This is a genomic window from Spirosoma areae (assembly GCF_054781775.1).
Genome location: NZ_BAAGTT010000027.1, coordinates 488,711 through 511,768 on the forward strand (window position 1 = coordinate 488,711; position 23,058 = coordinate 511,768).

The following is a 23,058-nucleotide window of genomic DNA, read 5'->3' on the forward strand; positions in this document are numbered from 1 at the left end:
AAAGAAAGGTCTTTATCGGTGGCTAAAACCGATTTAAACCGGTAGGTACGCGCCAAAGGTGGCCCCTAATCCTGGCTGACTACTGGCTTGAATAGCTTCCCCATGATTGGTAACTACTTTTTCGCAGATGGCTAAACCAATTTCGGTGCCTGGGTACACCTGCTTGCCATGGAGGCGCTGAAAGAGCGCAAAGATGCGGTCTACATACATAGGCTCAAAGCCAATTCCATTATCCGACACATCAATCCGATGATAAGTCTCTACCCATTGAGTGGGCCTGACCGACGGCGGTAAGTCTGAAGCGGCCACACGCTCAGCCGATATCCGAATCTTAGGGGGTTGGCCAGGTAAGCAAAACTTTAGAGCATTACTCACTAAGTTCTGAAACAACTGACCCATCTGGGAGGCATCGCCTGGGATGGTGGGCATCGCTTCAATTTCGACGACAGCCCTACTTTCCTGGATACGCAAGTCCAAATCGGTTAACACCGAGTGCAGCACCTCGGCTAATGATACGAGCGTATTGGCTTCTGGTTGGTGGCTTAGGCGGGAGTATATTAGCAGATCCCGGATCAGAGCGGACATCCGATTAGCCGCAGACTGCATCCGATCCACAAAGTCAACGCCGGTTCCCAACTGGTCGGCGTACTGGGCTTTTAGCAGATCACCAAAGGATTGAATCTTGCGTAGAGGTTCCTGTAAATCATGGCTGGCGATGAAGACAAACTGTTGCAGATTGGCATTACTACGCATTAACTCTTGATTCAACTGGCCCAACTGGGTGTTGGCCTGCTGCAACTGATTGGTACGTTCAACAACCCGTTCCTCGAGTTCAGCAGGTAGACAGCAACAAACCACTTACGCAGGGGTAATGGACTATCTTCAAAAATGGTTCCTAAGCGAACGCTAAACTTCTTACGGCATCCGGCACATTTGTAGTCTCCTCACGCAACCACACCGGGGACAAACGGGCGTTCCTTTCCAGCGGATATTGGCAAGGTGTTGTTTACAGGTATATTCGTCAGAAAAGTAGTCGTTTAGTTCGACTAAAGACTTAAATTTGGGTGTATATGAATCTGCCATAATGCCGTTCTATTATGATTCTAAGATAGCAATAAATAGCTGATTATCAAATAGTTGAAACTATCCTTAATCGTTCATCACATGAATTACTGCATAGATTTTGTGCCGCTGTCCGGCCCTTATTCACCCGAAAAATGGGCAATGCTGATTGTCTTTTGGAGAAGGTTTGGTAAGGGCGTGTTCGTATCTATTAATTAAATTTAAATCCGTAGACTTATTTCCAATGGGGTCGTCAAGTATATAATTGCCTATTTTTTTCTCTTTAAATCGGCGGCTTTGCCCAAAAGAAAATCTACACATTGCCGATATGCCGTTTTCGGTTGATTCGGTTAGAGGGCTAAGAAGCAGCAAAAAATAAAAAGATGTTTTTGCGCCTGCATATCCTAAATGGATTGGTCATAACCATGATGCGGTGTTTTGCGTTAACCCTACGGAGTTAGCTCCTTTATCAAGCAAATTCATGGACAACCAAGCCGTTAAGCAAGATCTATACCAGGCAATCAGGGAGTTTCTCCAACTCGAGCCAACCAGTGAGAATGAAACCATAACCACCCTTTATACAACCATCAAAGTCTTTGCCGATGAGCTGCCGGTCTATCCCAACCCTCAAACCCAAGCACAGGTCAATGCCTACAACCTGGCTCACGGCGAGAGTGAAGCGGATTTAATTTACTTTTCGCCAACAGCAGGGGATAGCTCAGCCTCCATTGGTGAAAGGGGCTCAACACTATCCCGGCTACAAGCCCGAGCGGTGGAAATTGAGCGGTTACTTCGAGCCGATACTGCTACTAGTGAAGGCGAGTAACAGGTGGTTCCTATAAGTAGGTCCCACCGTTGCGGGTAGGGCTTTACGACCTGCGGCTTACTCGGTTAGGTTGCGGCAGTAGCAGCGAGGTTTTATAGTCTACTTTAAGCGCCGAATGCGGTTGTATTCTTCCACTGAAAACGCTGTTCAGATTAACTTAGCCAGTAGCGAGCGGTATTGAGTGTAAGAAAGAGTAGTTAGGGACGGAACTGAGAGTGCCTTTCGAAGATTTCCTTTCTCACCTGCATCAGGGTTCGCTCGGCTAAATGTTGAACCCGTTCGCTGATTTGCTCAATTGGCTCTCCTGTTTCTCTAACAATCCGCTCGACCTCCAATTGCTGGAGAACCCGTAAATGGGCGTTATTGGCCATAAGTAGTTCCATTAAGGCTTGAGTTGATTCTTCCATTGGTACAGATAGAGGTTAGTTTACAGTGGGCAAGATAGGGGGTAAGGCTGCGATTTCAAATCTGACCCTTCATAAAACATAACCAGTTCATCTTCCATCGTTTCTCCTACTTGCCAGCCTACTATTCTACGTGAAAACAGATCCATCCAAGTATCTAAGTAGGCCAAATCGCCATTGATTAAAGGTAGATACGTGATGTCGCTGACCCAGACCAAATTGGGAGCCTTGGGCAGAGGCTGATCTAGTAATAAGTTCGGCCAATAGCCTCTTCTATGCGTGCTATCCGTCGTTCGGGGCACAAATGATTTAGCCGGGCCGCCGGTGCGGCTGAATGGCTTGTAAACCAACTGTTTTCATCAGCACTCGTACTCAATGACGACCCAATAAATGACCCTTTTCTTGCAGCTCAGCCGTAATGCGTCGACTGCCGTAGCGTCGTTTGTGCTTACGAAAGACCTGCTCCACTAGTTGTTGATGCTCAGCTTGTTGAGGGGTTAGTTGGTAGCTTTCACCCCGCAGGTACCGATAATAAGCCGTACGACTAACTTCCAACACCAGGCACAGTGTCTCCACCTTAAATTCGTCAGCCAGGCTTTTAACCAGCTCATACCATTGCCTTAGGTCTGTTGGCTGACAATGCTTAACGCTTTTTTTAAGATCGCCCGCTCCACTTCCAGTTGGCTAATCCGTTGTAGTAGCCGGTGATTCTCATGCGCTACATTAGAAGCTTGACTCGAAAGAAGGTGTTTCTCTTCCCCTTTTGTCCATTGTTTCCATTTATAAATGAGTGCTTCACGGATGCCCAATGCCTGTTCTTCCCGATTTCTTTTCAAATCCATTCAACTTTTCCCCTTTTGTCCTAATTGGAATGTTGTTTTTACACTCGCTCTCCTAATTCCTTGTCCACTACAATTTTATTTGTTGACCGGCTCTTGATGCTATCCATAAAAGCCGTTAATTAACGTACTATTCCAGCCCTTTTTCATCACTAAACCCATTGGAGAAGGTATTGGGTTGCCCTATAACATCATCATTAAAGGACACGGCGGTATGCTCAGCGCGGAGAGCCAGAAAGGAAAGTTAACCGAGTTTGTCATCACTCTGCACAGCATCTGATTATGAAAAGAATATACGTTACCCACCTGCTGTGGGCAGCAACGATGGGTGTATGTATCAGTCAGAATACCAGAACCCGAATTGACAGCCTTAACCGCGTGTTGGCTCACACCCCTCAGGATACCAGCCGCGTGTTGCTACTGTATAGACTGGCGAATAACTACCGCACCTTCTCGCCCGATTCCAGCCTCAAACTGGCCCAGGAGGCCCTCCAACTGGCTCAAAGGCTGAACTTTGGCAAAGGCGAAATCCTGGCGTTATCTTCAATTGGTGCATCGATGCGGAATCATGGGGAGTTACCCCAATCCTTAAACTATGCATTCAAGGCCCTCAGCATTGCCAGAACCGGGCATCATGAAAAAGAAGAGGCAGAAACATTAAACAGAATCGGACTCACTTACTATGATTTGGGGGAGTACCGACAGGCGATCCATTATTATCAGCAGGCCAAAAACGTTGACGAATCCATTTCAAACAAAATAGGAATTGCCCGAGAGTTGGTCAACATGGCCAGTAGTTACCTGAGCTTGAATCTACCAGACTCCGCTCGACTTGTCAATCAGCAGGCGTACCAATTTGTCAGGTATCGACCGGATGGATTTGCCTTTTCGATTAAGCTTTGGGCCTTGAATAACTTTGGGCGTCTGGAGGCCCAGGCGGGCGACAGCCAGAAGGCCTTGCAATATTATCGGGAAGCCTTGCGTCTGTCCTACCCCGGTAACGATCTCCAAAGCCGGTCTACCGCTCAATTTTACATGGCCGACTTGTTCGAGAAGACCAATCAATCCGACTCCAGCCTGAAATACGCCCATCTAGCCTTAATCAGTAGTCGACAACAAGATTACCGGTTAAGAATACTGAATGTCAGCAATTTATTGGTACAAATTTACAAAGCAAAGAACAACCGGGATACGGCCTTCAAGTATCAGGAAATCGCCAGAATTGCTAATGACAGTTTGTATGGGCCTAAAAAATTTCAACAACTCCAACTGCTCACTCTGGACGAACAACGGCGCCAACAGGAATCAGTAGCGGCCCAGAAAGACTACCAAAATAAAATTCGGTTTTACATCCTGCTGGCCGGTTTAGGGGTGTTATTACTGTTGGCCTATGTGCTGTGGCGTAACAATCAGCAAAAGCAGAAAGCCAATACGCTGCTAAACTGGCAAAAAGAAGAAATCGACCTTCAGCGAAGCAAAGCTGAGAACGCCCTGTCCGAACTCAAAGCCACTCAAAGCCAGCTCATTCAGCGTGAGAAAATGGCTAGTTTGGGCGAATTGACGGCGGGTATCGCCCATGAGATTCAGAATCCGCTCAACTTCGTCAACAACTTCTCGGAAGTGAGTATGGAACTGATTGCGGAATTAAAAGATGAGGCCTTGGCAGGGAATACAAATGAAGTAGTGGCTATCGCCGACGACCTTAGCGGCAATCTCCAAAAGATTATCCATCATGGGGGTCGGGCCAGCCGCATTGTCAAAGGCATGGTCGAACATAGCCGAACGACGACCGGCGAACGCCAGCCGACCAACTTGAATGCGCTGGCGGACGAATACCTGCGATTGTCTTATCAGGGACAGCGAGCAAAAGACAAATTTTTCCAGTGTGAAATAGTTACCGACTTTGACGCTGAGATGAGCCAGGTGGAAGTGGTGCCGCAGGAGATAGGCCGTGTACTGCTCAACTTGTACAATAACGCCTTCTACGCAGTACAAGAACGTCTCCAGCGAGACGGTCAGGATACGTATCAACCCACCATTAGGGTCAGCACACAACGAGAAGCAGGCCAGATAGTCATTCGGGTCTGGGACAATGGCACCGGCATTCCTGAATCCGTGAAGGCCAAGATTTTCCAGCCCTTTTTCACGACGAAGCCCACGGGCGAGGGGACGGGGCTGGGACTCTCGCTGAGCTACGACATCATCACCAAAGGGCATGGCGGTTCGCTGCTGGTGCAAAGTCAGGAAGGCGAAGCCACCAAGTTTACCATCCAGTTGCCAGCGCCTAAAGGCAGCACCATAGCAGGCTGATTAGTCAATTATGTAAATATTTAAACCAAAAAAGCCCGAACTCGCTACGAATCCAGGCCTGCAAACATGGGCTACATACTCACTGATGAGGGCCGACCCACAACCCCGGCTGATTCCCTTGCGGGTCGGGCGAACCGGGCCTGGGGTGGGTGGAGCAAAAAAATCCGGCACTCAGGGAAGAGCCAGATTTTGGCAACTTAACGTTTACTATACTACGCCACCCTAACTCGTTCGAGGGTTGATTTGTTGGATTTCAGTTCAGAGCAACGGCAAGGATAAAGCCCAACGTTGTCATCCTTCAATAACAACAGGCAATTGAACAATCATCCAGTGCGTGGACTGCTCATCGGCCTGCATCTCACTGCCTAAGTTCGAATTAACGGCTTCTTCCAGAATAACCTCATCCTCGGAATCAGCATCATTGCTGCGGTAGTAGGCCACGCTGATGTAGTATCTGGACTCATCGTAATCGTAGTACCCTGAGCGAATGCCGTATCCAGGGTGCAAAAGCACCAAACTTAAGCGGATGCCTTCGGCCATAAACGCGGGTGGGGGCGTCGTCGTCGACTGCCAGATAAAAAGGGGTAACAGACTGGGGCTGGGGTTTTCCATGGCCAAACCTACAAAAAAAGCTGGTTTTTTCTCTCCAACGAAGGCTCGCCGGATACGCCGAACCAAACGGCTTTAGTTAAACCTCCGTAGATTCTCTCTGGCCAGCAGGGCAAAGTGCGTGGCGTTTTCGGTCACGACGGTCAGCAACTCCTCCTGACTGTGCAGTTGCTGACCGTTCTTAAGCCCCAGCCGCTCGGCAACGGCCGTAAACACATTGATGGGCGTTAACTCAAAAAAGACAGTGATAGAGGGCGGCATAAACTATCTCTTCATTATGCTTTAGACTCGAACCAGCCGGTTGGCCACTGCATAAAAAAGCCCGGTTCAAGGATGAATCGGGCTTTTTTATATCTAATTTCTGTGATGCCTTATGTACCGTTTAGTATATTTATTGTTACAAGTTTCGTGTCTATACATCTAAAGTATAACCTAATTGAGTATATCTCTAAACCCGGAACTTCGCGTTCGTTTATTAGTTACATCAACTATGCCTACTTCGTTAACGGATGAAGAGACGATTCGTCAAATCTTGCCGAGTCATCCCAATCAGTGCTTTGAGACGCTTTACAACCGCTATGTGAGCAAAGTCTATCGACGTTGCCTATCCATGACGAAGGATTCCGAAAAAGCCTAGGATTATACTCACGACATCTTCCTGAAAGTATTCGATAAGTTGCCCGCTTTTTAGGAACGGTCAAGTTTTTCAACCTGGCTCTATTCGGTCTCCTATAATTATTGCACAGATCAGCTTCGAGCCAACAAGCGACTGCCAACCACACCCATCGACACTATCGGTCATCACGACGTAGCTGACGGGCAGGATACTCCTTTACATGAGGAGACGCTTCAGTTGGTTATGCAAGCGATGAACATGCTATCAAAAAAGGAGCAGGCCTTATTACGATTAAAATATGAGGACAGTAAAAGTATTGATGAAATTGCCCAATTATATGCCCTTAAAGCCAGTGCCATCAAGATGCGGCTTAAGCGGAGTCGGGAGAAGATTCAACAGCTACACAATCAACTCGCCACTTTGTAAGTAGCCCTTTTAAAATGTGGTGTCTGCGAGCATACTAATGTCACTATCTAAAAAAGCCCGACTGCTGGGTGCGGGTCGGGTTGGACATCGGTTTTAGTTAATGCGGCTCCTGGTAAACCATTTGCTTAATGGAAGCATAGGAGTTTCGGATTTCATAGAGCCGTCCATCATTCATTCTGATTTGCGACCTATCTGTAGAATGGGGCCTCACTTCAGCGATGTTAGCTGTGTTGATAAGAATGTCTTTTAGCTGACTACCATCAAGCACAGTGACTTCAATAAACATGACGTTTCGATTTAGTAGAAGGGCAATATAGATATTGTGGTTTTCAAACGGTAATGGTCTTCCAATTCGGCAGGCTGTTGTATGCCTGAGGAGCCATCATTATTGAATGTTTCGCAATAAAACAACTGGCTTTTCAACTTCCTCAACAAACCCGTACCGCTTAGCTATTTTGTTCTGGGTTGAATCCCGGTTGAGCGAGTTGAGAAAGCCACCAATCAAGGTTCTGAACTCCTCAAGCGACATGCTATGCTTGTTGATGTCGCAACTGGCACAAGCGGGTGATTTATTATTAACATGAAGCCGGTCGGAATGTTTGCAGGTGCCATCATATACCCATTTACGCTTTTTTTGGTCCCACTTTTTGTTACACTGAATGGGTTCCAACTCATCAATATGCCAACCTTTTTCTAATTCACAGCGCAGTATGCACATCTGCCCCCACACTTATTAAAGATCAATTCACGCTGCTTGTTGGTTGCCATAAGCAAAGTTAATATAATAAGTTGGGTAGGTTCAATAAGGCGTCTACGAAAAAGATATTAGGAATTAAAAATGTGTATTAATAAAAAGCAGCGTATTTAATGCGCTATTAGGCGAAAACATTCCTAATTATCTTCAAAAGACAGAAATAATTTTATGGAAAAGTACATTATTTTTATCAAGTCTTATGTACTTATTACTTGGTTTGTTTTCTGAAAGTTAAGTAATAATTTTACAGGTCAATTAGTTGATTTACAAATATATACCATAAAATAAATCTTAAATTTATGTATAGATAGAACTTGAAATGTTTGTTAAAAAGTAATTACTTTTACCAAAATGTGAGCATCAACATAATCACAAATACCACGAAACCGGTCAGACAACCGGCTTTCCTGTTTAACATTAACCTACCAGTTTACTTATCAGCACTTTTGTTGAGCCTGTTTCATATCTCCCCAAACAAATATACCAGCGTAGTGGTCAGCACCAGGGCAATCACCATCCCGACCAATAGCGACTCTTTTACAGCGAGCCGAAAGTATTTACATTCTGCCATTGGGCAAATTAGATGAAGTAACATTTTGCCAAAAATAAGGAATAGTATAATCGTACGCTAAAATGACACAACGCCCGGTTCTGCCTACCAGCAGCCGGGCGTTGTGAGTCTACCTGTTTACAATCCACCTCTGGTCACACGCTTCGGCCTTGAATCAGCCGTAGCACGATCATAATAACCGCGATGACCAGAAGCACATGAATTAGACCGCTGCTGCCGATACCCGCGCCCAAAACGCCTAAGAAGCCCAGTAGCCAGATGATAATCAGCACGACGGCGATGGTATATAAGATATTGCCCATGTTGGTAAGTTAGTTAAGGTAAAATTAGGTGCATTAATGTAATAACTATTTCTGTCCGACGATGTTATGCGTTTTACTTCGTAAACTACTTAGTTACTCACTTGGTGCGCTATTAAAGGTGCTCTAAGCACTTATCGGACAGAGGCTGTAATCAGTAAATCATGCCCTTTCGTATTCAACTCCCAGTCGTTGTGCGGTTGGTTCCAGCGAAATAGCAGTTCACGCTCACAGGGGTTGCCATAATCGTCGATGAGCGCGAATTTAATAGCATGATGCTGTTGCTGACCCGATTGGTTGGCAGGAAGCTGCTTAAAAGCGTTGACTAACTCTTCAAGGCTAACCTCCAGGTTTATCAAGGATTGGGTATTCATTTTCACGGCTGTAGACGTTAAACGTATATAAAATTTCAATACTTAAAACCCTGAAAATGTACAACAAGACTAGTCAAAGTTAGCCACAGCAATACAACTACCCTATCCCGTTCCCGGCAAACTAATTACCATTCTCCACAACCTAGTTCATTGGGATAGTGTAAATGCCCTGTGTTAGTAAGGCATCTACCTAAACCTATAGTTTAATACTCCATAGTGGTAAGCCTGTCTACGTCACCTATCGCAACAGATCGACCAGAACAAGAACTAACCCGACAATTAAGGCAATTAACCCTAACGGGGAGGCAACATTAAGCAGGAGCAGAATAAGACCTATTACGCCGACAATTAGACCGATGGTCAACAGGGATTTAGCCATGGTACGCTCAGGTGCCAACTGGTTTTTTATTTTCTTATCCAGTTTCTTGAGTATTAGCCGCTGAAATAACGTCGTTTTTTGAGCCGTGGCGGTCTTTGTCGCCATAGCCGCCTGGGCGGTTGGACTTGCTAATAATTTGCTCATCCGCGCCATACGCTGGACTACCTTTTTATTCGATGCCAGCTTGCTATCGTTGCGTACATACGTCTCTATCTGCCGTATAGCCTGATTAGCCTGAGTTATTGGTGGCACCCCGGCCACTGGTTGAGGGGAAGAAACCGTTACAGTAGGCGATGCCTCCTCCAATAACGTTGATGGGTTCGCTTCCGTTGGTGTAACTACCACCGCAGAGGTTTGCGTTGAGGTCACTTGAATTTGCTGCCGTGCCGTAGGCTGGAAATAGGCCACTGGACGGCTGCATGAGGAAAAGACAGCCCCGCTCAACAGCGTAGCCAAAAGGAGTTTGGAAAATGAGTTCATAGTAAACGATTTTTAAAATGAAGTAAAATAGACTACCCTCAACAACCTCATCTGGACGGATTTGTTAGAGGGGCAACAATTTAAGGAAAGAAAAAAACTCACTCAGTCAATACACTGGTTGATTGACCCAATGGTGGTATTGTTTTAGGGGTACCTCTCCAGTAGTCTACAAGGCGAGGTTCTGCTCCACCTTATAGAAGATCACGCCCCGGAAATGAGCCTGTAATTTTTTGGCCAGTTCATTAAGGTACAAAAAGCCTGCCCGCTGAAGGGAGTTTTTTCGTTTGCTATAGGCAATGGGCAGCACTTGGCCAGCACTTAATTTATCCTCTCCAGCCACCTGCTCCGGGGTGTACAGCCGACCGGTTAGTTTCACCAGCCCCGACCTGACTGACACCTGACCAGCAAAAACAATGGTTTGGTGTCCATCAACTGGTTTTATGGACGAGTTAAGCAACAAACCATCACTGGCAGCCGAGAAGGTAATGGATTGCTCGGTCAGTACCTGAGTAATCGCCTGATAGGTTTGCTTATCGGCCAGGTCGGTGGTAATTAAAATCACATTGGCCCCCTCAAAAGGAGGGCGCTGGCCGTGTGCATGAGGCCCCATCAGCCCCAGCGTTAGGGTCAGCCAATAGGCAGACCGTTTTGCTGCAAAGTGTCCCATCGCTTTAAGTATGAACGTTGATAAACTGAGAAATCCACCTGCCAATCCTTGAAGCCGTCGCTTGGCTACCACTCCCTGCCGTTGTGTTAGTTGCCAAAAAAAGGCCAGTCAGTAACCAGCCCATTTTTTATCGACTCACTCTAGTAAGTGTTAGTGTGCGGTTCTCCATCTAAGAAACCTATAGCCCGTGTAGGAGTAAATAAAAATGGCTGAGGTTTCGACGACGGCCTCGGTATAGTCTTTGGCGTAGATGCCTGTTCTGTAATCCTGCACCCAATCAATGAGGGCCGCACAGTACAGAAACAAGCTAGCAAGACTCCCCATGATGACTGCCAGGATAACCAATGTCTGTCGCATAAGCATTGAACCGAGTTAATAAATCCTTTTTTAACGTATATATAACTTTAAAAAGGAATGGTGGTATTTACCTATAGATGCAATATGTTTGCCGAGTACAATTGCCGTGTTTAATCCTGTAATGGCTTTCCTGTATTTACACAAAAAAATAAGGTTTAAACTACTTTAAAGGCCGATCCCTCACACCACTAATTGTTACTAAATCAGATTTACTATCTACTCAGTAGGTAATTTCTTTTACATAATATGTGTATAAGATTCTACAAAAATGAGGATTTTAGCTAACGGAACGTCTTGGGCCAATTAAGTCAGAAGCGAATGATGAGGATAGGCTGAAGGCAGTACGTACACGGTTAGCCGAACAAACAAGTAGTTACTTGCCTGAGTTATCAATGGCATGGATGCTCAACTATTTAGATTGCCCGGTCTGAAGGTGGCGGTGTCGGACATTCAGTATCTGGACGGGGAAGGCAATTACACCTGGTTTCACCTTACAAAGGGTCGGCAAAAATTGACGTCCCGGACATTGGCCCACTACGCTCCCTTACTCCCAGACTTTATCCGTATCCATCGAGAGCATCTTATCAACCCTGCCTATGCCCTGAATTGCCAGCGCACCGGCCCAAAGTCGGCGGTGATGTTGATGAAGGATGGGGCGAAACTACCCATCTCCCGCAGGCGTATTAAAGAGGTATGTGAGACTCTCAAGCTATCGGACAACGAGTGGCTTAAGCAATTTCTTTAACTAAAGACCGACAGGCCAGCTACGATTAAATATAAACCGGCCCCATGGAAGCCGGTTTAGACGCCATTAACCTAAAGAAAAAATTGCAACATAAAATAAACCTACAGGTTCAGCAATCGCTTAATTTTATGAGGAAATGGTTACAAAGAACCCGGTTTCATCTTAAACCGGGCTTTGAACTCTAAAGCAATTCTGTTAGTATAAGCCGATTAGCCGAGCATTAACTTAGGAAGTGAGGAAGTAGTAAAAAAACGGCCCCAAGCGAAGCCGTTTTTTAGTATTCTCACTTATGTATTCTATTTTCTCTTCCGCTTAAACCGTTTTTGACTAAGGTTGTTAAATTGGGTGAGGGAATGGTAGAAACAAAATAGGTGGTAGCCTATGCCGCCGACTTCTAAACCCCGACTAAAACCGAAACCCGATGATGGAAGAGCCACAACACTTTTCAATTTAATTTCTGTCCTGCCTGATTAGTTGCAATCGGTGTTGCATGTCCAGCGACGATTTGCCAACGTCCATTATTTTTCACCATTGTCAACGTTGCTTTAGACTGGGTGCTATCTTGGCTTGCGTACTTACTCTTAACGGTTGTAGTAACTACAGCCGTCTTCCCATAGATACGAACTTTTTTGTCTTCATAAGCTAGATATTCTAGGGGCTTTCCAGATTTGACAGCGGCAATGCGCTCCGATTTATTCGACAACACACCGGAAGAAGGACTAACAAAAGTGTAATCAATGGCGTAGATTCGGTCGAGTTCGGCAACATCTTTGTTTCTCATAGCGATTGCCAGTTCATCAAGCGTTTTTCGTACGGCTTTTTCGTCTGTAGATTGGCCAGAAACGCAGATAGCTGCCTGCATAAGCAGCGTTACTAAAAAGATGGATCGTTTCATGATAATCTGTTTTTTTGGCTTATAAAATTTGCATACAAAATTAGAGTGGTTCACCCCAAAAGCTTATGAGACGTTCAGTCTGTGCAACTGGTCTAGCAGATGATATAGACTGGTTTATAGTAGAAGACATGTTTACAGGTAGGAATTGGCCTTGTTGGGTCAAAGGATCGGTAAGCAGAGGAGAATTGAGAAATGATAAACGTTTCATAACTTGGCGATACGAATGTTGGCCGCTCCCCAATAACGCTCTCGCTCATAAGTTCCCTTGGAATACCCTACCTGAAAGCCTACTAGCCAAGCGTTGCGGCTGTAGGGTAGGGTACTTTGAAACGGTTTATTTAGTGACATTTTATTTCGTATTTGACAGAGCCAAGAATGACCTAAAAGGCCAAAAAGTAAGATCTTTCTTGTAGCATGGGTCATCTATTATACAACAAAGTGTACTTCGTGTAACTATGAACTTATTTTTACAAAATTGCACTTATTTATGTTATCCAATCAAATATTACAATAACTCAACTATCATTTTTGGGGTAATTTGCTCATGACGGATGAGCTTAATCTACGGATATTCCATTAACATAATTTGAGTGGCTGTTGCAAAAGTAGAGCAGTATATAATAAAACTGATCAGGTACTGGTAGAGCGATCACCATCCCGCTTTGTTCAACCGGATAAAAGTGCAGATATTTCTTCAAGTTGTAGGTCATGGCCGCTACATACATCACTTTAGCTGCGGTTTCTCGGCTCCTAATATTGATTTGGCGCAAACCATAATAGTTGATCAAACTACCTAAAACCGGCTCAACCGTCGCCGAACGTATCCGCATCATCCGCTTGCCGAATCGACGCGATAATCGCTCCACCATTCGTTCATAGGGGGCTTTGTAATAGGTGTGATGCAACCGCTTTTCACTGGCCTTTTTACCCTTACACTGCTCATTAATAGGGCAACCTCTACAATCGGATGCCTTGGCTATGTAACGCTTTTTGGGGTTACCTTGCTTATCAACGACCAGTCGATCAAAGGCCAATCGGTTCCCTTGACTACAACTATAACTGTCACTCTTGGCATCGTAGCGAAAACCAGAACGTTCAACTTTGTACTTACCATGGGGCGGAATGAAGCCGTTCAGCCTTCGCTCTTCTAGTTGCTCATAGTTTTCGCCGGAACTGTAGCCAGCGTCGGCCACTACATTACTCATTACTACACCAAAACGCTTCAAGCGCTCCTGAGTCATGTCGACAATGGGCAACAGATTGCGGCTATCGCGTCAGTCGGCCGAGCTTGCCTGGATAGGGGTGATCACATGTTGGGCAGCATCCATGCTCACGCTGGCCATATACGCTAGCTGGCGAGGCTTACCCGTTTTAAACGCAATCCGGGCATCGGGATCAGTGGGACTACAATGGGTGAGATTGCTGAGAAGTTGGCCAGCTTTGTTAGGGGCTGCTTTCTTAATATTTCTATGAAAGCGGTGAATGTGCTGTAAGCGATCTTCAGAAGCGGTTAGCCGAGGGGCACTGGGTTTACCTAACGTAGTAAAGTGTGCCTCAGAAGACCAGATGGAAGGTTTAGGCTTCAGGCTACTCATGGACGCATTGGCTTTGATATAGGCTGAATCAACTACCTGAGTATGACCACTCACCAATCCTTTATGAATGCATAAGCCGACGATGTGACTGAAGCAGGTTTCAAAGACCGAAATCGGGATACGTTGGCGGGTCCGGGACAGGGTGCTATGCCAGGGTAAAGGCTGCTCTAGCCCATAGCCTAAAAAGGCGCGGGTGCCTATATGCAAGTTGGCCAGTTCGAGCAGTTTTCGATCCGAGGTAATGTTCTCGAGATGGCTTACTAACAGGAACTTAACAAACACCAGTGGATCGATAGATGGTCGTCCGATGGCGCTATAAAAGGGCACAAACAAGGGTCTAATGAAACTAAAATCAACGGCCTTTAGCAGTTGCTGGTAGAAGTGGTGGGCTGGCACAAGTTTAACCAGCGCGGTGTTCGATGGATGATAGCCTAGCATGAGTTAATAACCGGCTAATCCCTCAATGAGTTACTTTTGCAACAGTCACATCTGCTATGAATAAAAATGGACCAGTGATCGTGATTGAGGATGACCATGATGACCAGTATCTGCTATCGGAAGTTTTTAAAAAGTTAGGCTACACCAACGAAGTTCTTTATTTTTTTGATGGGCAGCATGCGCTTGATTATTTGCAGGATACTACGGTTAGCCCCTTCCTGATCTTGTCTGATATCAACATACCCAGACTGGACGGCTTTGTTTTGAAGGATAAATACAGATTGATGCGGCCTTACAAGTCAGGTGTATTCCTTATCTGTTATTTTCCACGGCTGTCAGCCAGAAAATGGTTATTAATGCCTACAGTCTGTCGGCTCAGGGATTTTTTATCAAGCAGAACACAATGGCTGAGTTAGAAAAAACCATTTCCGTAATCATGGAATGCTGGAAACGGTGTGCGGCTCCCAATAACTCCTAAAAAATTTCACCATCCAATGAAAGGAGATAAAGTACAAAAATGCCATTGGCGACATATTATGTCACCAATGGCATTTTCAAGAGGTTTTGTATGACTAACTGTATACAGGTCTATTTGATTACAGATCAATGAAAGCCCTGCTGAGTCAAATACTGCTCATCGGCTTCATTCCGAGGGTGGACCCCTACGACGATGCCACCGCTTTTTAGACCCGATTCATAGGCTTTCGCCGTTTCTTCCGGAATACCCGAATTTACTAAAGCACCGATCAAGCCACCGGCTAAGCCACCGGCTCCAGCACCGGCTAAGCCAGCCGCTAGTGGACCAGCGATGAGTAAGCCCAAGCCCGGCAACGCCAACGTTGTGCCAATAGCGGCAATAGCAGCCGCTACCGCGCCCACTGTACCCCCAATGGCGGAGCCTTTGCCAGCTCCTTCCATGGCTTTATCCGTCAGGGCAGACTCATCCGCATCACGATGGTCAAAATGCTGTTTACGGGTTTCATCGGTCATGACGATGTTCACATCATCTTTCGAGAAGCCATGAGCTAACAGCGCGTTGTAAGCGGTCTCAGCCGCGTCGCGGTTATCATAAATAGCCGTCATCAAACGCGAAGAGCCTTCGGACGAAGACGAGGGGAAGCCAGCACTGTTCATGTTGTCAGTCATGGAAGTTGAGTTTTGTTGAGTTAAACCAGCTACTGAGTGTAGTTGGCAGAAGATTAACAGCAAGGGTTACCGTATGTTCAAGTATATTGAGCAAGCGGTCAAATTAAAGGTCATTTCACTTCCCGGCAATGGATGCAGGGAGTAACTGGTTAGGCGGATGGGCAAAAAACGGTTAGGAGTGTTTAGAAGGCGGTTCGTAGAACCGGATAACAATAACGACCCTACCGTCTGTCAGGGTCGTTGGTTGATGATACGCCGTTAGAGCTACTCAGGGCCGTTGATTCTCGGTCAGGGTGCCGATATAATAAGCGGCTTCTTCGGCCACCCATTCGTCGCCCTCGCAGCGCGAAGAAGTCGTTGGGCGGGCAGTAGTTTCCCGTCAGGCCCAACAGTCTGGGCAAACCGGGCGTAGAGCGCATAATCCCGCAGGCCGTAGGTATTCAGAAGGAGCCGTAGCTGGCTGACAAATTCTTCGTGACTCATGGGTTCATGAATTTTTAGTTTGTTATTACTTTTTTACGGTGTCTGCTGTGAATGAACGACCTATTTATAATTGTATAGGCAGGGTCAGGGTAATGGTTTGAACTTTGTACATAAATACAATCATAGGTATGGGTATGTACATCCAGTTCGGGTCTGTCGAGTCCAGTTTTACTTGATCATGAATGAGGTAGATGCCGTTCTGGTCAATGTGGGCGGCCCTACCCACAGTGATTTCGCGGGGCGTTCGCCAACTCGACCGGTAAAAAATGCACACGACGCCCCGTGTCGTTTCGTACTCAGCCTCATCAAGTAGAAGGCCTGAAAAGGTGGACCGCGCTGGAATCGTAGGACTCATGCTATCCTCGTGAGAGGTAAACTTCTTAGACTGGTAATCTGGTTTGAGATTCAGGTCAACCGATTCCGGCAAGTCCCAGTAAGGGTCTAATTCAAAATAGACCATATCGCCATTGACCCCTGCCTGATTTTCCAGATGCATGTGAATTAAGCTACGGGCTTGTTCGGCGGACTATTCAAGCAGTAGCCGACGCAAGTTATGGCAAACCAGCGCTATAAACGGTCTTGATAGTTACGTAACCCTCTCCAACAGGCTCCCTCTGCTGAATTACCTCCCCATCATACGCCTGCCAGCGATGTCACAAAAACATACACTTCGTTCGTCCACAATCAGGCCTTCATCCAATAAGGGATTCCTTATTGCTCCGTCATTCTACTAGCCGGGGAGAGGGAAAAAAACCAGTAACCGCGACGCCAGACGGGGAGATAGTCTTTTAGAGCAAGGGTGATTATTTTAAGTGCAGGTTTCTTAATCCCCAGCCAAAAAGCAATCAGGCGGGATGGGCAAAAAAAGACCGGTACCTGACTACTATAGGCTATCTGCTATATATATAAGCGAAAAAAATACCCCCTTTCTAACCAACTAATCACTATCTGCTAATCACTATAGTAATGTATTTATTGGAGAATGCCTATAACTATTTCTTGATTTCAGGCCGCAATGGGAGCATAGGGTTAACAAACTTCCTACAGTTGTGGAATATAATCTACCCAGTGCATTTATTGATTTAAATACTATATAAAACTCTACTATAGGTTAAATTGAACAGTAGAGGGGGAATATTGGGGAGAAAAGAGAGGGAGGGACTGTCTTCCTAATACATGCCTTTACCACTACTCTCAGTGGCTACGTCAGCTTCGATTTCTCCACCCGCACTTTTTTGGTACTCATTCTTGTCGGAGGGCGGTTAAATAGAAGGCAGATCGGCCCTGATCTGATCAATGAGTTTCCAGAAGTGCACTGCTTTAGGGAGGTCAGCTTGGATGGGGCAGACGATCAGGCGAAAATTTCGTGTATGACCCAGGGGTTTGGTTTGAAAAAACAGGAGCAGAAATACCTCATCCCCCTGTTTTTCGTCTGCGAAAAAGACATTGGGCAAGGCTTCGGTATGATGCCAGAACACGCACCAGCGACAGGTTCGTTGGCTGTCGCTGGCCCTAGCGATGGTATGAATCTGGTGTTCGTGTTCGCTCAGGGGTTTACTGAGCGTAATCTGGTCGGTCAGCAGGGGGTGCTCATCGCCCCGATCCCGCGTTCGGAGGTGGCAGCCAAAACCAGGCGCGTAGGAATAGTCGGCCCAGTGGTAGGCGAAGACCGGTTTATCGACCGGGGGTCGGGCTTCGGTGATTGGTATCATAGCCAGATAGGAGTTCCGTAAGCCCAGCGAGTCGAATGGCTCCCGTTCTCGATGGCGTAGCTGTTAATGGTAACCAGCGCGTATTCATTTGCAAGCATAGCCGTCGTGTCGGGATAGCCCAGGGCCAGCGAGTCGGCATCGAAGAAGATCTCCCCGGTCGGGTTGCTGCGAACCAGGTTGAGCAGTCGCCCCGCCATCTGGATCTGGTAGAAAATGTGGGTAGCGCTCTGGTGGGTAGGGGTCATTATTTTCATAAAAAAATAGGTTAGTAATGTGCAGAGACTTCTTTGTCCTGGTACTCGCTGGCCCATCGTTGTTGCGGAGTGGTCTTCTTCATCGGCTGGTATGTTTATTAAAATGTTTAGAATGACCACCCGGCAAAACCGGCAGAAGTAGTTCTGCCGGTTTTGCCGGGTAGGTGCCCTACGCATTCCGAAAAATTTTAGGGTGAATGAGGTAATGCGGAGCCTCGGGTCGCCCGGTAGTCGTAGCCGATGGCTGTACTTCCCGAATCCAGTTTGCGTTCGTTAATTCAGTCAATGCTGATTCAACTTTCTCAGCGGTCGTCAGACCAGACCAGCCTTTTTTGGTTACGTCCCGAATCTTGAATCCGTCCTTTAAATCACCCGCCTTTAGGTGGCGCAATAAGTCTCTGGCGGCTGCCACATTTGCCGTTTCCAGTAACCCATAAATGCGCCGAGCGTGGCTCATTAAATACTCGCACCAACGAACAGCCATCTGCGTTGCTTGCTCAGAAACCAGTTGTTTCACAGTCAAATCGGGAGTGGGTTGGCTAGCACAATTAACGACATGAAAGATCAGCGCCAAAGAGGGTATCATCGAGCGGTACTTCGTGAAATGTTCCAAGAGTAGCCCGCTTTCATTGGGTAGTACATTTGTCTCCCAGTCAATTAGCCACTGCTTAAATACCTCCTGGGCATCATCGTCAAATCGGGTATACGGATAGCGGTTGTAGTCGTCAGCATCGTAGCCGATATTGGTAAAATCCGAGTCAACAATTTGGCAAACAATGGCAAACGCAGCGTCTCGGGCGTAAGCATCGGGGTATTCGTCGGTGTACTGCCAGTGCGGGCGGTCGGGGTAAACAGCCATCTGCAAACGTTGGACAAAGCCGTCGTTGTCGTAACCGGTAGCCGCCTGTAAATACCCTAAAAGTTTCGCAGGCTGAATACCGCCAAACAACGAGAGGCAAAGCGTTTTTACATGAATCGTACCTCTGCCTATTCGGTCCACCGTTTTCGAGCCGTTACCGTTCCAGCCTTCCAAATAGAAGGCCCGATCCTCCTCGCGACCGGGGCGATCCCAGCCAGCCAATAGCCCGGTTAATTCGTCTCGCCAAACCAGCAGGCCCGGCGAGTTTTCATTGAGTAGTTCCGCGATTTTCTCGATTGTCGCATCGTTGGCAATAAAGCGCCGTTCGGTGGGCTTCTGGGGAGCGTCAGGGAAGGCAACTGGACTGCTTACGGGTTTGCCTTTTAACCGGTCCTGCTCCTGGGCTTGGTAGACTTTTTTCTGAACTTCGTAAGTCATCAAATGCGCTTCGTACTCTTTCTGTTGAGCGTCAAACTCCGCCCTAGATTCGCCTATTAATCGGTAGAGCGGTTTGAACACCTCCGCGATTGACGGGGTTTTCATCGTACTCGGATCACCGATCACTGCACCCCAGAGGTTGGGAACGATGGTCCAGTCGTCCCGCGTCTTTGGTTTAATGGCGAGCCGCGTGCCGATGAGGGCCGATAGCATCACGACGGCTCCGGCGGCCACAAAGTCCAGCGGGCATTTCATCCGGTTGGCAATGTCGCTAAGCCAGGGCCGCAACGAATCGGGAAGCATAGCGGGGGTTACCGGCAAAACCGGCAAAAGAGGGGTATTCAGCGGTTGTGGGGTAGCCCAATCGCTTGATGTTTGGTCTTTTGGGTCGTTTCCTGTCTCACGGCTCGACCCCTCCCAGGTTTTTCCCATGACTTCCTCGCAACGGCGAAAGAACGTGCCAATCGTTATGCTTCCGTTGCGGCTTCTGAGCAACTCTGTAAATTTGGCGTCGCATTGCTGATAATTGTACCCGGCGTTCAAGCGGCTAACTTCATGGAAATAGATGCGCCCTTCGTCCCCCATACTGGCAAATGCAAAGCCGATCTCTACCCAAGTATCATAGGAGTCGGTCAGGTCAATTCCTTTCGCGTGTAACTGGCTGATGCTGTCGTTAATTAATAGGCGGGTTTTGTCCGCTACAGCTTCGGTCGCTTCGTATTGTTCGCTGGTCCGCTGGTTGGGCTTCGGTTTCTCCTGCTGTTTATCTGGTTGGTATTCGTCCAGCAGGGGCATTATTTCACTATCTGGATTATAATAGACGTTAGGATCGTGGGGCAGAAAACACAGCCGGTCCACATTCTTCCCGCTGGCATCAATCTGGGGTTTCGTTCCTTTGGCTACGTCTTCCCTACGTGTCAACTTGTAGCAATCATGCAGATAGTCCGAAAGCTGACGAAAGAACGCCTTGTATTCGTCGGCGTGCTGAATGTTGATTTTGACGATCCATTTTACGCCGTTTCCTGAGGGGCTGATAAAGCAAGCGTAGGTAAGTTCATCGGTGCGTAACTTCTCGATTAATGCCATTACCTGCTCAGCGGTCAGACCATCAATGTCCATACAGATCAGCCCGCTCAGCCTTTCCAGGTGTGCCGCCGTTTTACCGCCCTTGAACACACCCGCTACCGTCATTCCGTAGAAGTGCCCCGGCTCGATTAAACGTCCTTGCTCATCTTGCCGACCGGCTTTATAAATCCTGGCTTCGTCGGCATCGGTTAGGGTTCTCAGGTAGTTAGTTTCTGGTTCAAATCGTTTACTTCGAACCATCCGCATTGCGGTTTCAAACGTAAAATCGCCCTTGAACGATGTGGGGCTTACGTTAGCAAAAACAGAAGTTTCTGGCGACATGACCTTGGCGCCCCCTCGCCTTCATAAATTTATTAGCCCACAGATTTCGGACGAGTGTTAGGCCGGTGTCCGTTTCATCATGCTCGGCTGTCCATGAGGTGGTCAAATTTTCGGTATTTATCAGCACTTCATAACTAAAATCTGCCAGCGCGTCAGAGACATCGCAGAAAAATAATGGTCCAGGATTTCGCTGATCGTAATCTTGGACCGTCGCCCAAACGGTGCATCGGTCGCTAAAACCGCTTCCGTCCGCGAGACGTTGGCGAACGTATAAACGACCTGATGACCCGACGAACGAGCCGAACGATTCACTATCTTTGGGTGTCATATTAAGTTTTTTTTTAAACGGGTAGCGGCAGGACAGCGGCTGCCCGTTTATGTTTCATAATTCGCCGAGAAACACGCGCAGGTCGTCGATGTTTTTGACGACGAGCAGAGAAGAATTAGACTCCAGCGGCACGGCGGGCCCTTCCCCGGATAGGGGCCGAAGAACGATTCTGACTTGTTTTTGTCCAATTTCAGCCCGAATTTGTAGGCCGAAGTCCGCCTTTTGAAGATACCAAATCCGCCCGCCGACATTCTTGATTTCACGGGCGCAGGCAGTTGCTAAAATTGGGGGTTGCCCACTGCTTGCTACGTGGCTGAAGGAGTTAGACATGGCCCTGCCCGCCCTTCCGACGCGACAAAATCGTCCTATTACTTAGGTACTTTTCGGCTACGGCTGATAAGTCGGCGGTTGTTTTGGCCCTCTTGCTTGCCAACCACAAATCGATGTCGGGCTGATAGAAAATTAATTTTTTCCCACGACGCCCAAATGGTATCTCACCTCTTTGAACAAGGCCATAGACCGACGATACGGCGGGTCGGTCGGGCAAGTATGCACACAATTCGCGCACGTCGAAGTGACGGGTAGCGGGGGGGTGTTGCTGAGCAGCCATTGTCTTTAACAGGCCGGTCAAGTCGTCTACTTTGCGACCCAATTCATAGATTGCGGCCGGGAGTTGTTCAAAAGTAATAGGTAAGATCTCCATATTGCTCAATGCACTTTTCTAATGCGCTGAGCAATATTAGAGGGCGTAAATGACTATCTTTATTCAGATGTAAGTGATGGAATAACTTATGTGAGTGATGTAAAAACTATGTAAAAGTTAGGATAGACGCAAAGGGTTTGTCCATATGTTACTTCTTCTAAAATGGCTTTTAATTTGCTTGATAGAAAAATTACTAAAATTTTCAGCCAGCAACTTTATATACTTTTCCTGGCAATAAGCACACTTTTCTATTGTGCCTTTTTTGGGGTAGTGATACGTAGTGCAATGGTGAAAAAAAATATAGAAAAGACTACACACTTTCCCCTTGTCTCCATGTGCTACATCTAATGTTAAGAGATCAATTTCAACTTCTTTAGCAAATGCTCGTTTAATAAAAAGATTAACGTCACTTTCACTTAAAAACGGGCGGCCATCTTTGTTGTTAGTATTCGCCAATAACATGAAGAAGCGTTTTACCTCATCTAAAAGCATATCGTTGAATTTATTTTCTTTGTCCTTCCAATAGTTTCTATCATCTTTCGCTTCGGCTTCAGTATTATTCTTGGTGGGGTGGTGTACAATGGTAAGTGCGTTTATATACTCTGAGCCTTTCTCAATTACTTCAACGGCACCTTTTGCAGCCCGGCAGAAAATATCTATCTGCGTGGAGTAGCCAATAGTCACGGCATCAGGTAAGCTTTTCAACTTCTCAATCTCAGACAAATAGGCTTCTTTTGCCTCCTCCAAACCTTCAAAAAATTCATGTAGACGTCTCAAGTATTCGGCCTGGTCGTCCACGACAAGCCTGTTTATGTTAACCTCATCTTTAAATTCTTTAAGTATCCAAATGTAACAGTAAGTTACTGTCATCGGCTCGATGTTGGTATCTTCTTCCAGATGAGCACTTTTGTAATAAGCTAATGCCTTTTCGTATGGGGGTAATTCAAACCAGTTAATTATGCTGTCGAGTGCCGGGTCTATATTGGCATCTGGACCATCCAGCATAGAAAATATTCCCGGTAATTTAGGGGAGACAGCCTCTTGGACAATTCTCGTGAATTTGACGGAAACAGACATAAGAG

Annotated in this window: 31 protein-coding genes and 1 pseudogene; 7 read left to right on the forward strand and 25 right to left on the reverse strand. The window is 46.7% G+C overall.

Going from position 1 to position 23,058, the window contains the following annotated elements; genetic code table 11:
• Positions 1-33: 33 nt before the first annotated feature.
• Both ACYVI1_RS16150 and ACYVI1_RS16155 read right to left on the reverse strand, forming a co-directional pair.
• A complete protein-coding gene (locus ACYVI1_RS16150; RefSeq protein ID WP_460911663.1) occupies positions 34-858 on the reverse strand; it encodes a sensor histidine kinase in 825 nt (274 codons plus the stop codon).
• Between the two features lie 57 nt (positions 859-915).
• Positions 916-1,083, reverse strand: coding sequence for a transposase (locus tag ACYVI1_RS16155; protein ID WP_460911664.1), 168 nt, complete (start codon positions 1,081-1,083; stop codon positions 916-918).
• 460 nt (positions 1,084-1,543) lie between these two features.
• Between ACYVI1_RS16155 and ACYVI1_RS16160 the strand changes: the two genes are divergently transcribed.
• The gene (locus ACYVI1_RS16160) at positions 1,544-1,888 is read left to right on the forward strand and encodes a hypothetical protein (RefSeq protein ID WP_460911665.1); all 345 of its coding nucleotides are present in this window, start codon (positions 1,544-1,546) and stop codon (positions 1,886-1,888) included.
• 197 nt (positions 1,889-2,085) lie between these two features.
• On the opposite strand, the gene ACYVI1_RS16165 is transcribed toward ACYVI1_RS16160, so the two are convergent.
• The 3 genes from ACYVI1_RS16165 to ACYVI1_RS16175 all read right to left on the reverse strand — a co-directional run bounded on the left by ACYVI1_RS16165 (position 2,086) and on the right by ACYVI1_RS16175 (position 2,868).
• Positions 2,086-2,271, reverse strand: coding sequence for a hypothetical protein (locus ACYVI1_RS16165; protein WP_460911666.1), 186 nt, complete (start codon positions 2,269-2,271; stop codon positions 2,086-2,088).
• Positions 2,272-2,315: 44 nt separating this feature from the next.
• Positions 2,316-2,594, reverse strand: coding sequence for a DDE-type integrase/transposase/recombinase (locus ACYVI1_RS16170; protein ID WP_460911764.1), 279 nt, complete (start codon positions 2,592-2,594; stop codon positions 2,316-2,318).
• 70 nt (positions 2,595-2,664) lie between these two features.
• A complete protein-coding gene (locus ACYVI1_RS16175; RefSeq protein ID WP_460911667.1) occupies positions 2,665-2,868 on the reverse strand; it encodes an IS3 family transposase in 204 nt (67 codons plus the stop codon).
• 545 nt (positions 2,869-3,413) lie between these two features.
• On the opposite strand from ACYVI1_RS16175, the gene ACYVI1_RS16180 reads away from it, so the two are divergent.
• Both ACYVI1_RS16180 and ACYVI1_RS16185 read left to right on the forward strand, forming a co-directional pair.
• Positions 3,414-5,441, forward strand: a complete 2,028-nt coding sequence (locus ACYVI1_RS16180; RefSeq protein ID WP_460911668.1) for a tetratricopeptide repeat-containing sensor histidine kinase — start codon at positions 3,414-3,416, stop codon at positions 5,439-5,441.
• Between the two features lie 66 nt (positions 5,442-5,507).
• Positions 5,508-5,642 carry a hypothetical protein gene (locus tag ACYVI1_RS16185; RefSeq protein WP_460911669.1) on the forward strand — a complete coding sequence of 45 codons (135 nt, stop codon included), beginning with the start codon at positions 5,508-5,510 and terminating at the stop codon, positions 5,640-5,642.
• Positions 5,643-5,732: 90 nt separating this feature from the next.
• Here ACYVI1_RS16185 and ACYVI1_RS16190 read toward each other — a convergent pair whose 3' ends face one another.
• Both ACYVI1_RS16190 and ACYVI1_RS16195 read right to left on the reverse strand, forming a co-directional pair.
• Positions 5,733-6,053 (reverse strand): hypothetical protein, encoded by a 321-nt coding sequence (locus tag ACYVI1_RS16190; protein ID WP_460911670.1) that lies wholly within the window; start codon positions 6,051-6,053, stop codon positions 5,733-5,735.
• 72 nt (positions 6,054-6,125) lie between these two features.
• Positions 6,126-6,311, reverse strand: a complete 186-nt coding sequence (locus tag ACYVI1_RS16195) for a hypothetical protein (protein ID WP_460911672.1) — start codon at positions 6,309-6,311, stop codon at positions 6,126-6,128.
• A gap of 229 nt (positions 6,312-6,540) precedes the next feature.
• On the opposite strand from ACYVI1_RS16195, the gene ACYVI1_RS16200 reads away from it, so the two are divergent.
• Both ACYVI1_RS16200 and ACYVI1_RS16205 read left to right on the forward strand, forming a co-directional pair.
• Positions 6,541-6,687 (forward strand): hypothetical protein, encoded by a 147-nt coding sequence (locus ACYVI1_RS16200; RefSeq protein ID WP_460911673.1) that lies wholly within the window; start codon positions 6,541-6,543, stop codon positions 6,685-6,687.
• Between the two features lie 120 nt (positions 6,688-6,807).
• Positions 6,808-7,092, forward strand: a pseudogene (locus tag ACYVI1_RS16205) (sigma factor-like helix-turn-helix DNA-binding protein); the annotation flags it as partial.
• A 1,459-nt stretch (positions 7,093-8,551) separates the two neighbouring features.
• Here the strand turns inward: ACYVI1_RS16205 and ACYVI1_RS16210 are convergent.
• From ACYVI1_RS16210 to ACYVI1_RS16230, 5 genes are all read right to left on the reverse strand, one after another.
• On the reverse strand, positions 8,552-8,719 hold the full coding sequence (locus ACYVI1_RS16210) for a lmo0937 family membrane protein (protein WP_460911674.1): 168 nt from the start codon (positions 8,717-8,719) through the stop codon (positions 8,552-8,554).
• A gap of 131 nt (positions 8,720-8,850) precedes the next feature.
• Entirely contained in the window at positions 8,851-9,090 is a 240-nt protein-coding gene (locus ACYVI1_RS16215) for a hypothetical protein (protein WP_460911675.1), read from the reverse strand.
• Positions 9,091-9,328: 238 nt separating this feature from the next.
• Entirely contained in the window at positions 9,329-9,949 is a 621-nt protein-coding gene (locus tag ACYVI1_RS16220; RefSeq protein ID WP_460911677.1) for a hypothetical protein, read from the reverse strand.
• A 166-nt stretch (positions 9,950-10,115) separates the two neighbouring features.
• Complete coding sequence (locus ACYVI1_RS16225) at positions 10,116-10,616, reverse strand: hypothetical protein (protein WP_460911678.1); 501 nt, start codon at positions 10,614-10,616, stop codon at positions 10,116-10,118.
• A 150-nt stretch (positions 10,617-10,766) separates the two neighbouring features.
• A complete protein-coding gene (locus ACYVI1_RS16230; protein ID WP_460910638.1) occupies positions 10,767-10,973 on the reverse strand; it encodes a hypothetical protein in 207 nt (68 codons plus the stop codon).
• Between the two features lie 397 nt (positions 10,974-11,370).
• On the opposite strand from ACYVI1_RS16230, the gene ACYVI1_RS16235 reads away from it, so the two are divergent.
• On the forward strand, positions 11,371-11,718 hold the full coding sequence (locus ACYVI1_RS16235; RefSeq protein WP_460911679.1) for a LytTR family DNA-binding domain-containing protein: 348 nt from the start codon (positions 11,371-11,373) through the stop codon (positions 11,716-11,718).
• A gap of 445 nt (positions 11,719-12,163) precedes the next feature.
• On the opposite strand, the gene ACYVI1_RS16240 is transcribed toward ACYVI1_RS16235, so the two are convergent.
• The 3 genes from ACYVI1_RS16240 to ACYVI1_RS16250 form a co-directional block, all read right to left on the reverse strand.
• On the reverse strand, positions 12,164-12,613 hold the full coding sequence (locus tag ACYVI1_RS16240) for a nuclear transport factor 2 family protein (protein ID WP_460911680.1): 450 nt from the start codon (positions 12,611-12,613) through the stop codon (positions 12,164-12,166).
• Positions 12,614-13,170: 557 nt separating this feature from the next.
• A complete protein-coding gene (locus tag ACYVI1_RS16245) occupies positions 13,171-13,872 on the reverse strand; it encodes a transposase (RefSeq protein WP_460911765.1) in 702 nt (233 codons plus the stop codon).
• A gap of 15 nt (positions 13,873-13,887) precedes the next feature.
• Complete coding sequence (locus tag ACYVI1_RS16250) at positions 13,888-14,646, reverse strand: transposase (RefSeq protein WP_460911682.1); 759 nt, start codon at positions 14,644-14,646, stop codon at positions 13,888-13,890.
• Between the two features lie 56 nt (positions 14,647-14,702).
• Here ACYVI1_RS16250 and ACYVI1_RS16255 point away from each other — a divergent pair, with 56 nt between their 5' ends.
• Complete coding sequence (locus tag ACYVI1_RS16255) at positions 14,703-15,062, forward strand: response regulator (RefSeq protein WP_460911683.1); 360 nt, start codon at positions 14,703-14,705, stop codon at positions 15,060-15,062.
• A 187-nt stretch (positions 15,063-15,249) separates the two neighbouring features.
• Here ACYVI1_RS16255 and ACYVI1_RS16260 read toward each other — a convergent pair whose 3' ends face one another.
• The 10 genes from ACYVI1_RS16260 to ACYVI1_RS16305 all read right to left on the reverse strand — a co-directional run bounded on the left by ACYVI1_RS16260 (position 15,250) and on the right by ACYVI1_RS16305 (position 23,053).
• Positions 15,250-15,792 (reverse strand): hypothetical protein, encoded by a 543-nt coding sequence (locus tag ACYVI1_RS16260; protein WP_460911684.1) that lies wholly within the window; start codon positions 15,790-15,792, stop codon positions 15,250-15,252.
• A 288-nt stretch (positions 15,793-16,080) separates the two neighbouring features.
• Positions 16,081-16,275: a hypothetical protein gene (locus tag ACYVI1_RS16265; RefSeq protein ID WP_460911685.1), complete on the reverse strand. Its 195-nt coding sequence runs from the start codon at positions 16,273-16,275 to the stop codon at positions 16,081-16,083.
• Between the two features lie 64 nt (positions 16,276-16,339).
• A complete protein-coding gene (locus ACYVI1_RS16270; RefSeq protein ID WP_460911686.1) occupies positions 16,340-16,771 on the reverse strand; it encodes a hypothetical protein in 432 nt (143 codons plus the stop codon).
• Positions 16,772-17,537: 766 nt separating this feature from the next.
• Positions 17,538-17,987: a hypothetical protein gene (locus tag ACYVI1_RS16275; protein ID WP_460911687.1), complete on the reverse strand. Its 450-nt coding sequence runs from the start codon at positions 17,985-17,987 to the stop codon at positions 17,538-17,540.
• Positions 17,984-18,241, reverse strand: a complete 258-nt coding sequence (locus tag ACYVI1_RS16280; RefSeq protein ID WP_460911688.1) for a hypothetical protein — start codon at positions 18,239-18,241, stop codon at positions 17,984-17,986. The genes ACYVI1_RS16275 and ACYVI1_RS16280 overlap by 4 nt, the downstream gene beginning before the upstream one ends.
• Before the next feature lie 169 nt (positions 18,242-18,410).
• Positions 18,411-20,864, reverse strand: a complete 2,454-nt coding sequence (locus ACYVI1_RS16285) for a DUF3987 domain-containing protein (protein ID WP_460911689.1) — start codon at positions 20,862-20,864, stop codon at positions 18,411-18,413.
• 201 nt (positions 20,865-21,065) lie between these two features.
• Positions 21,066-21,257 (reverse strand): hypothetical protein, encoded by a 192-nt coding sequence (locus ACYVI1_RS16290; RefSeq protein ID WP_460911690.1) that lies wholly within the window; start codon positions 21,255-21,257, stop codon positions 21,066-21,068.
• A 70-nt stretch (positions 21,258-21,327) separates the two neighbouring features.
• A complete protein-coding gene (locus ACYVI1_RS16295) occupies positions 21,328-21,603 on the reverse strand; it encodes a hypothetical protein (RefSeq protein ID WP_460911691.1) in 276 nt (91 codons plus the stop codon).
• Complete coding sequence (locus ACYVI1_RS16300; RefSeq protein WP_460911692.1) at positions 21,596-21,976, reverse strand: helix-turn-helix domain-containing protein; 381 nt, start codon at positions 21,974-21,976, stop codon at positions 21,596-21,598. The genes ACYVI1_RS16295 and ACYVI1_RS16300 overlap by 8 nt, the downstream gene beginning before the upstream one ends.
• Before the next feature lie 117 nt (positions 21,977-22,093).
• Positions 22,094-23,053 (reverse strand): hypothetical protein, encoded by a 960-nt coding sequence (locus ACYVI1_RS16305; protein ID WP_460911693.1) that lies wholly within the window; start codon positions 23,051-23,053, stop codon positions 22,094-22,096.
• Between the last annotated feature and the right edge of the window lie 5 nt (positions 23,054-23,058).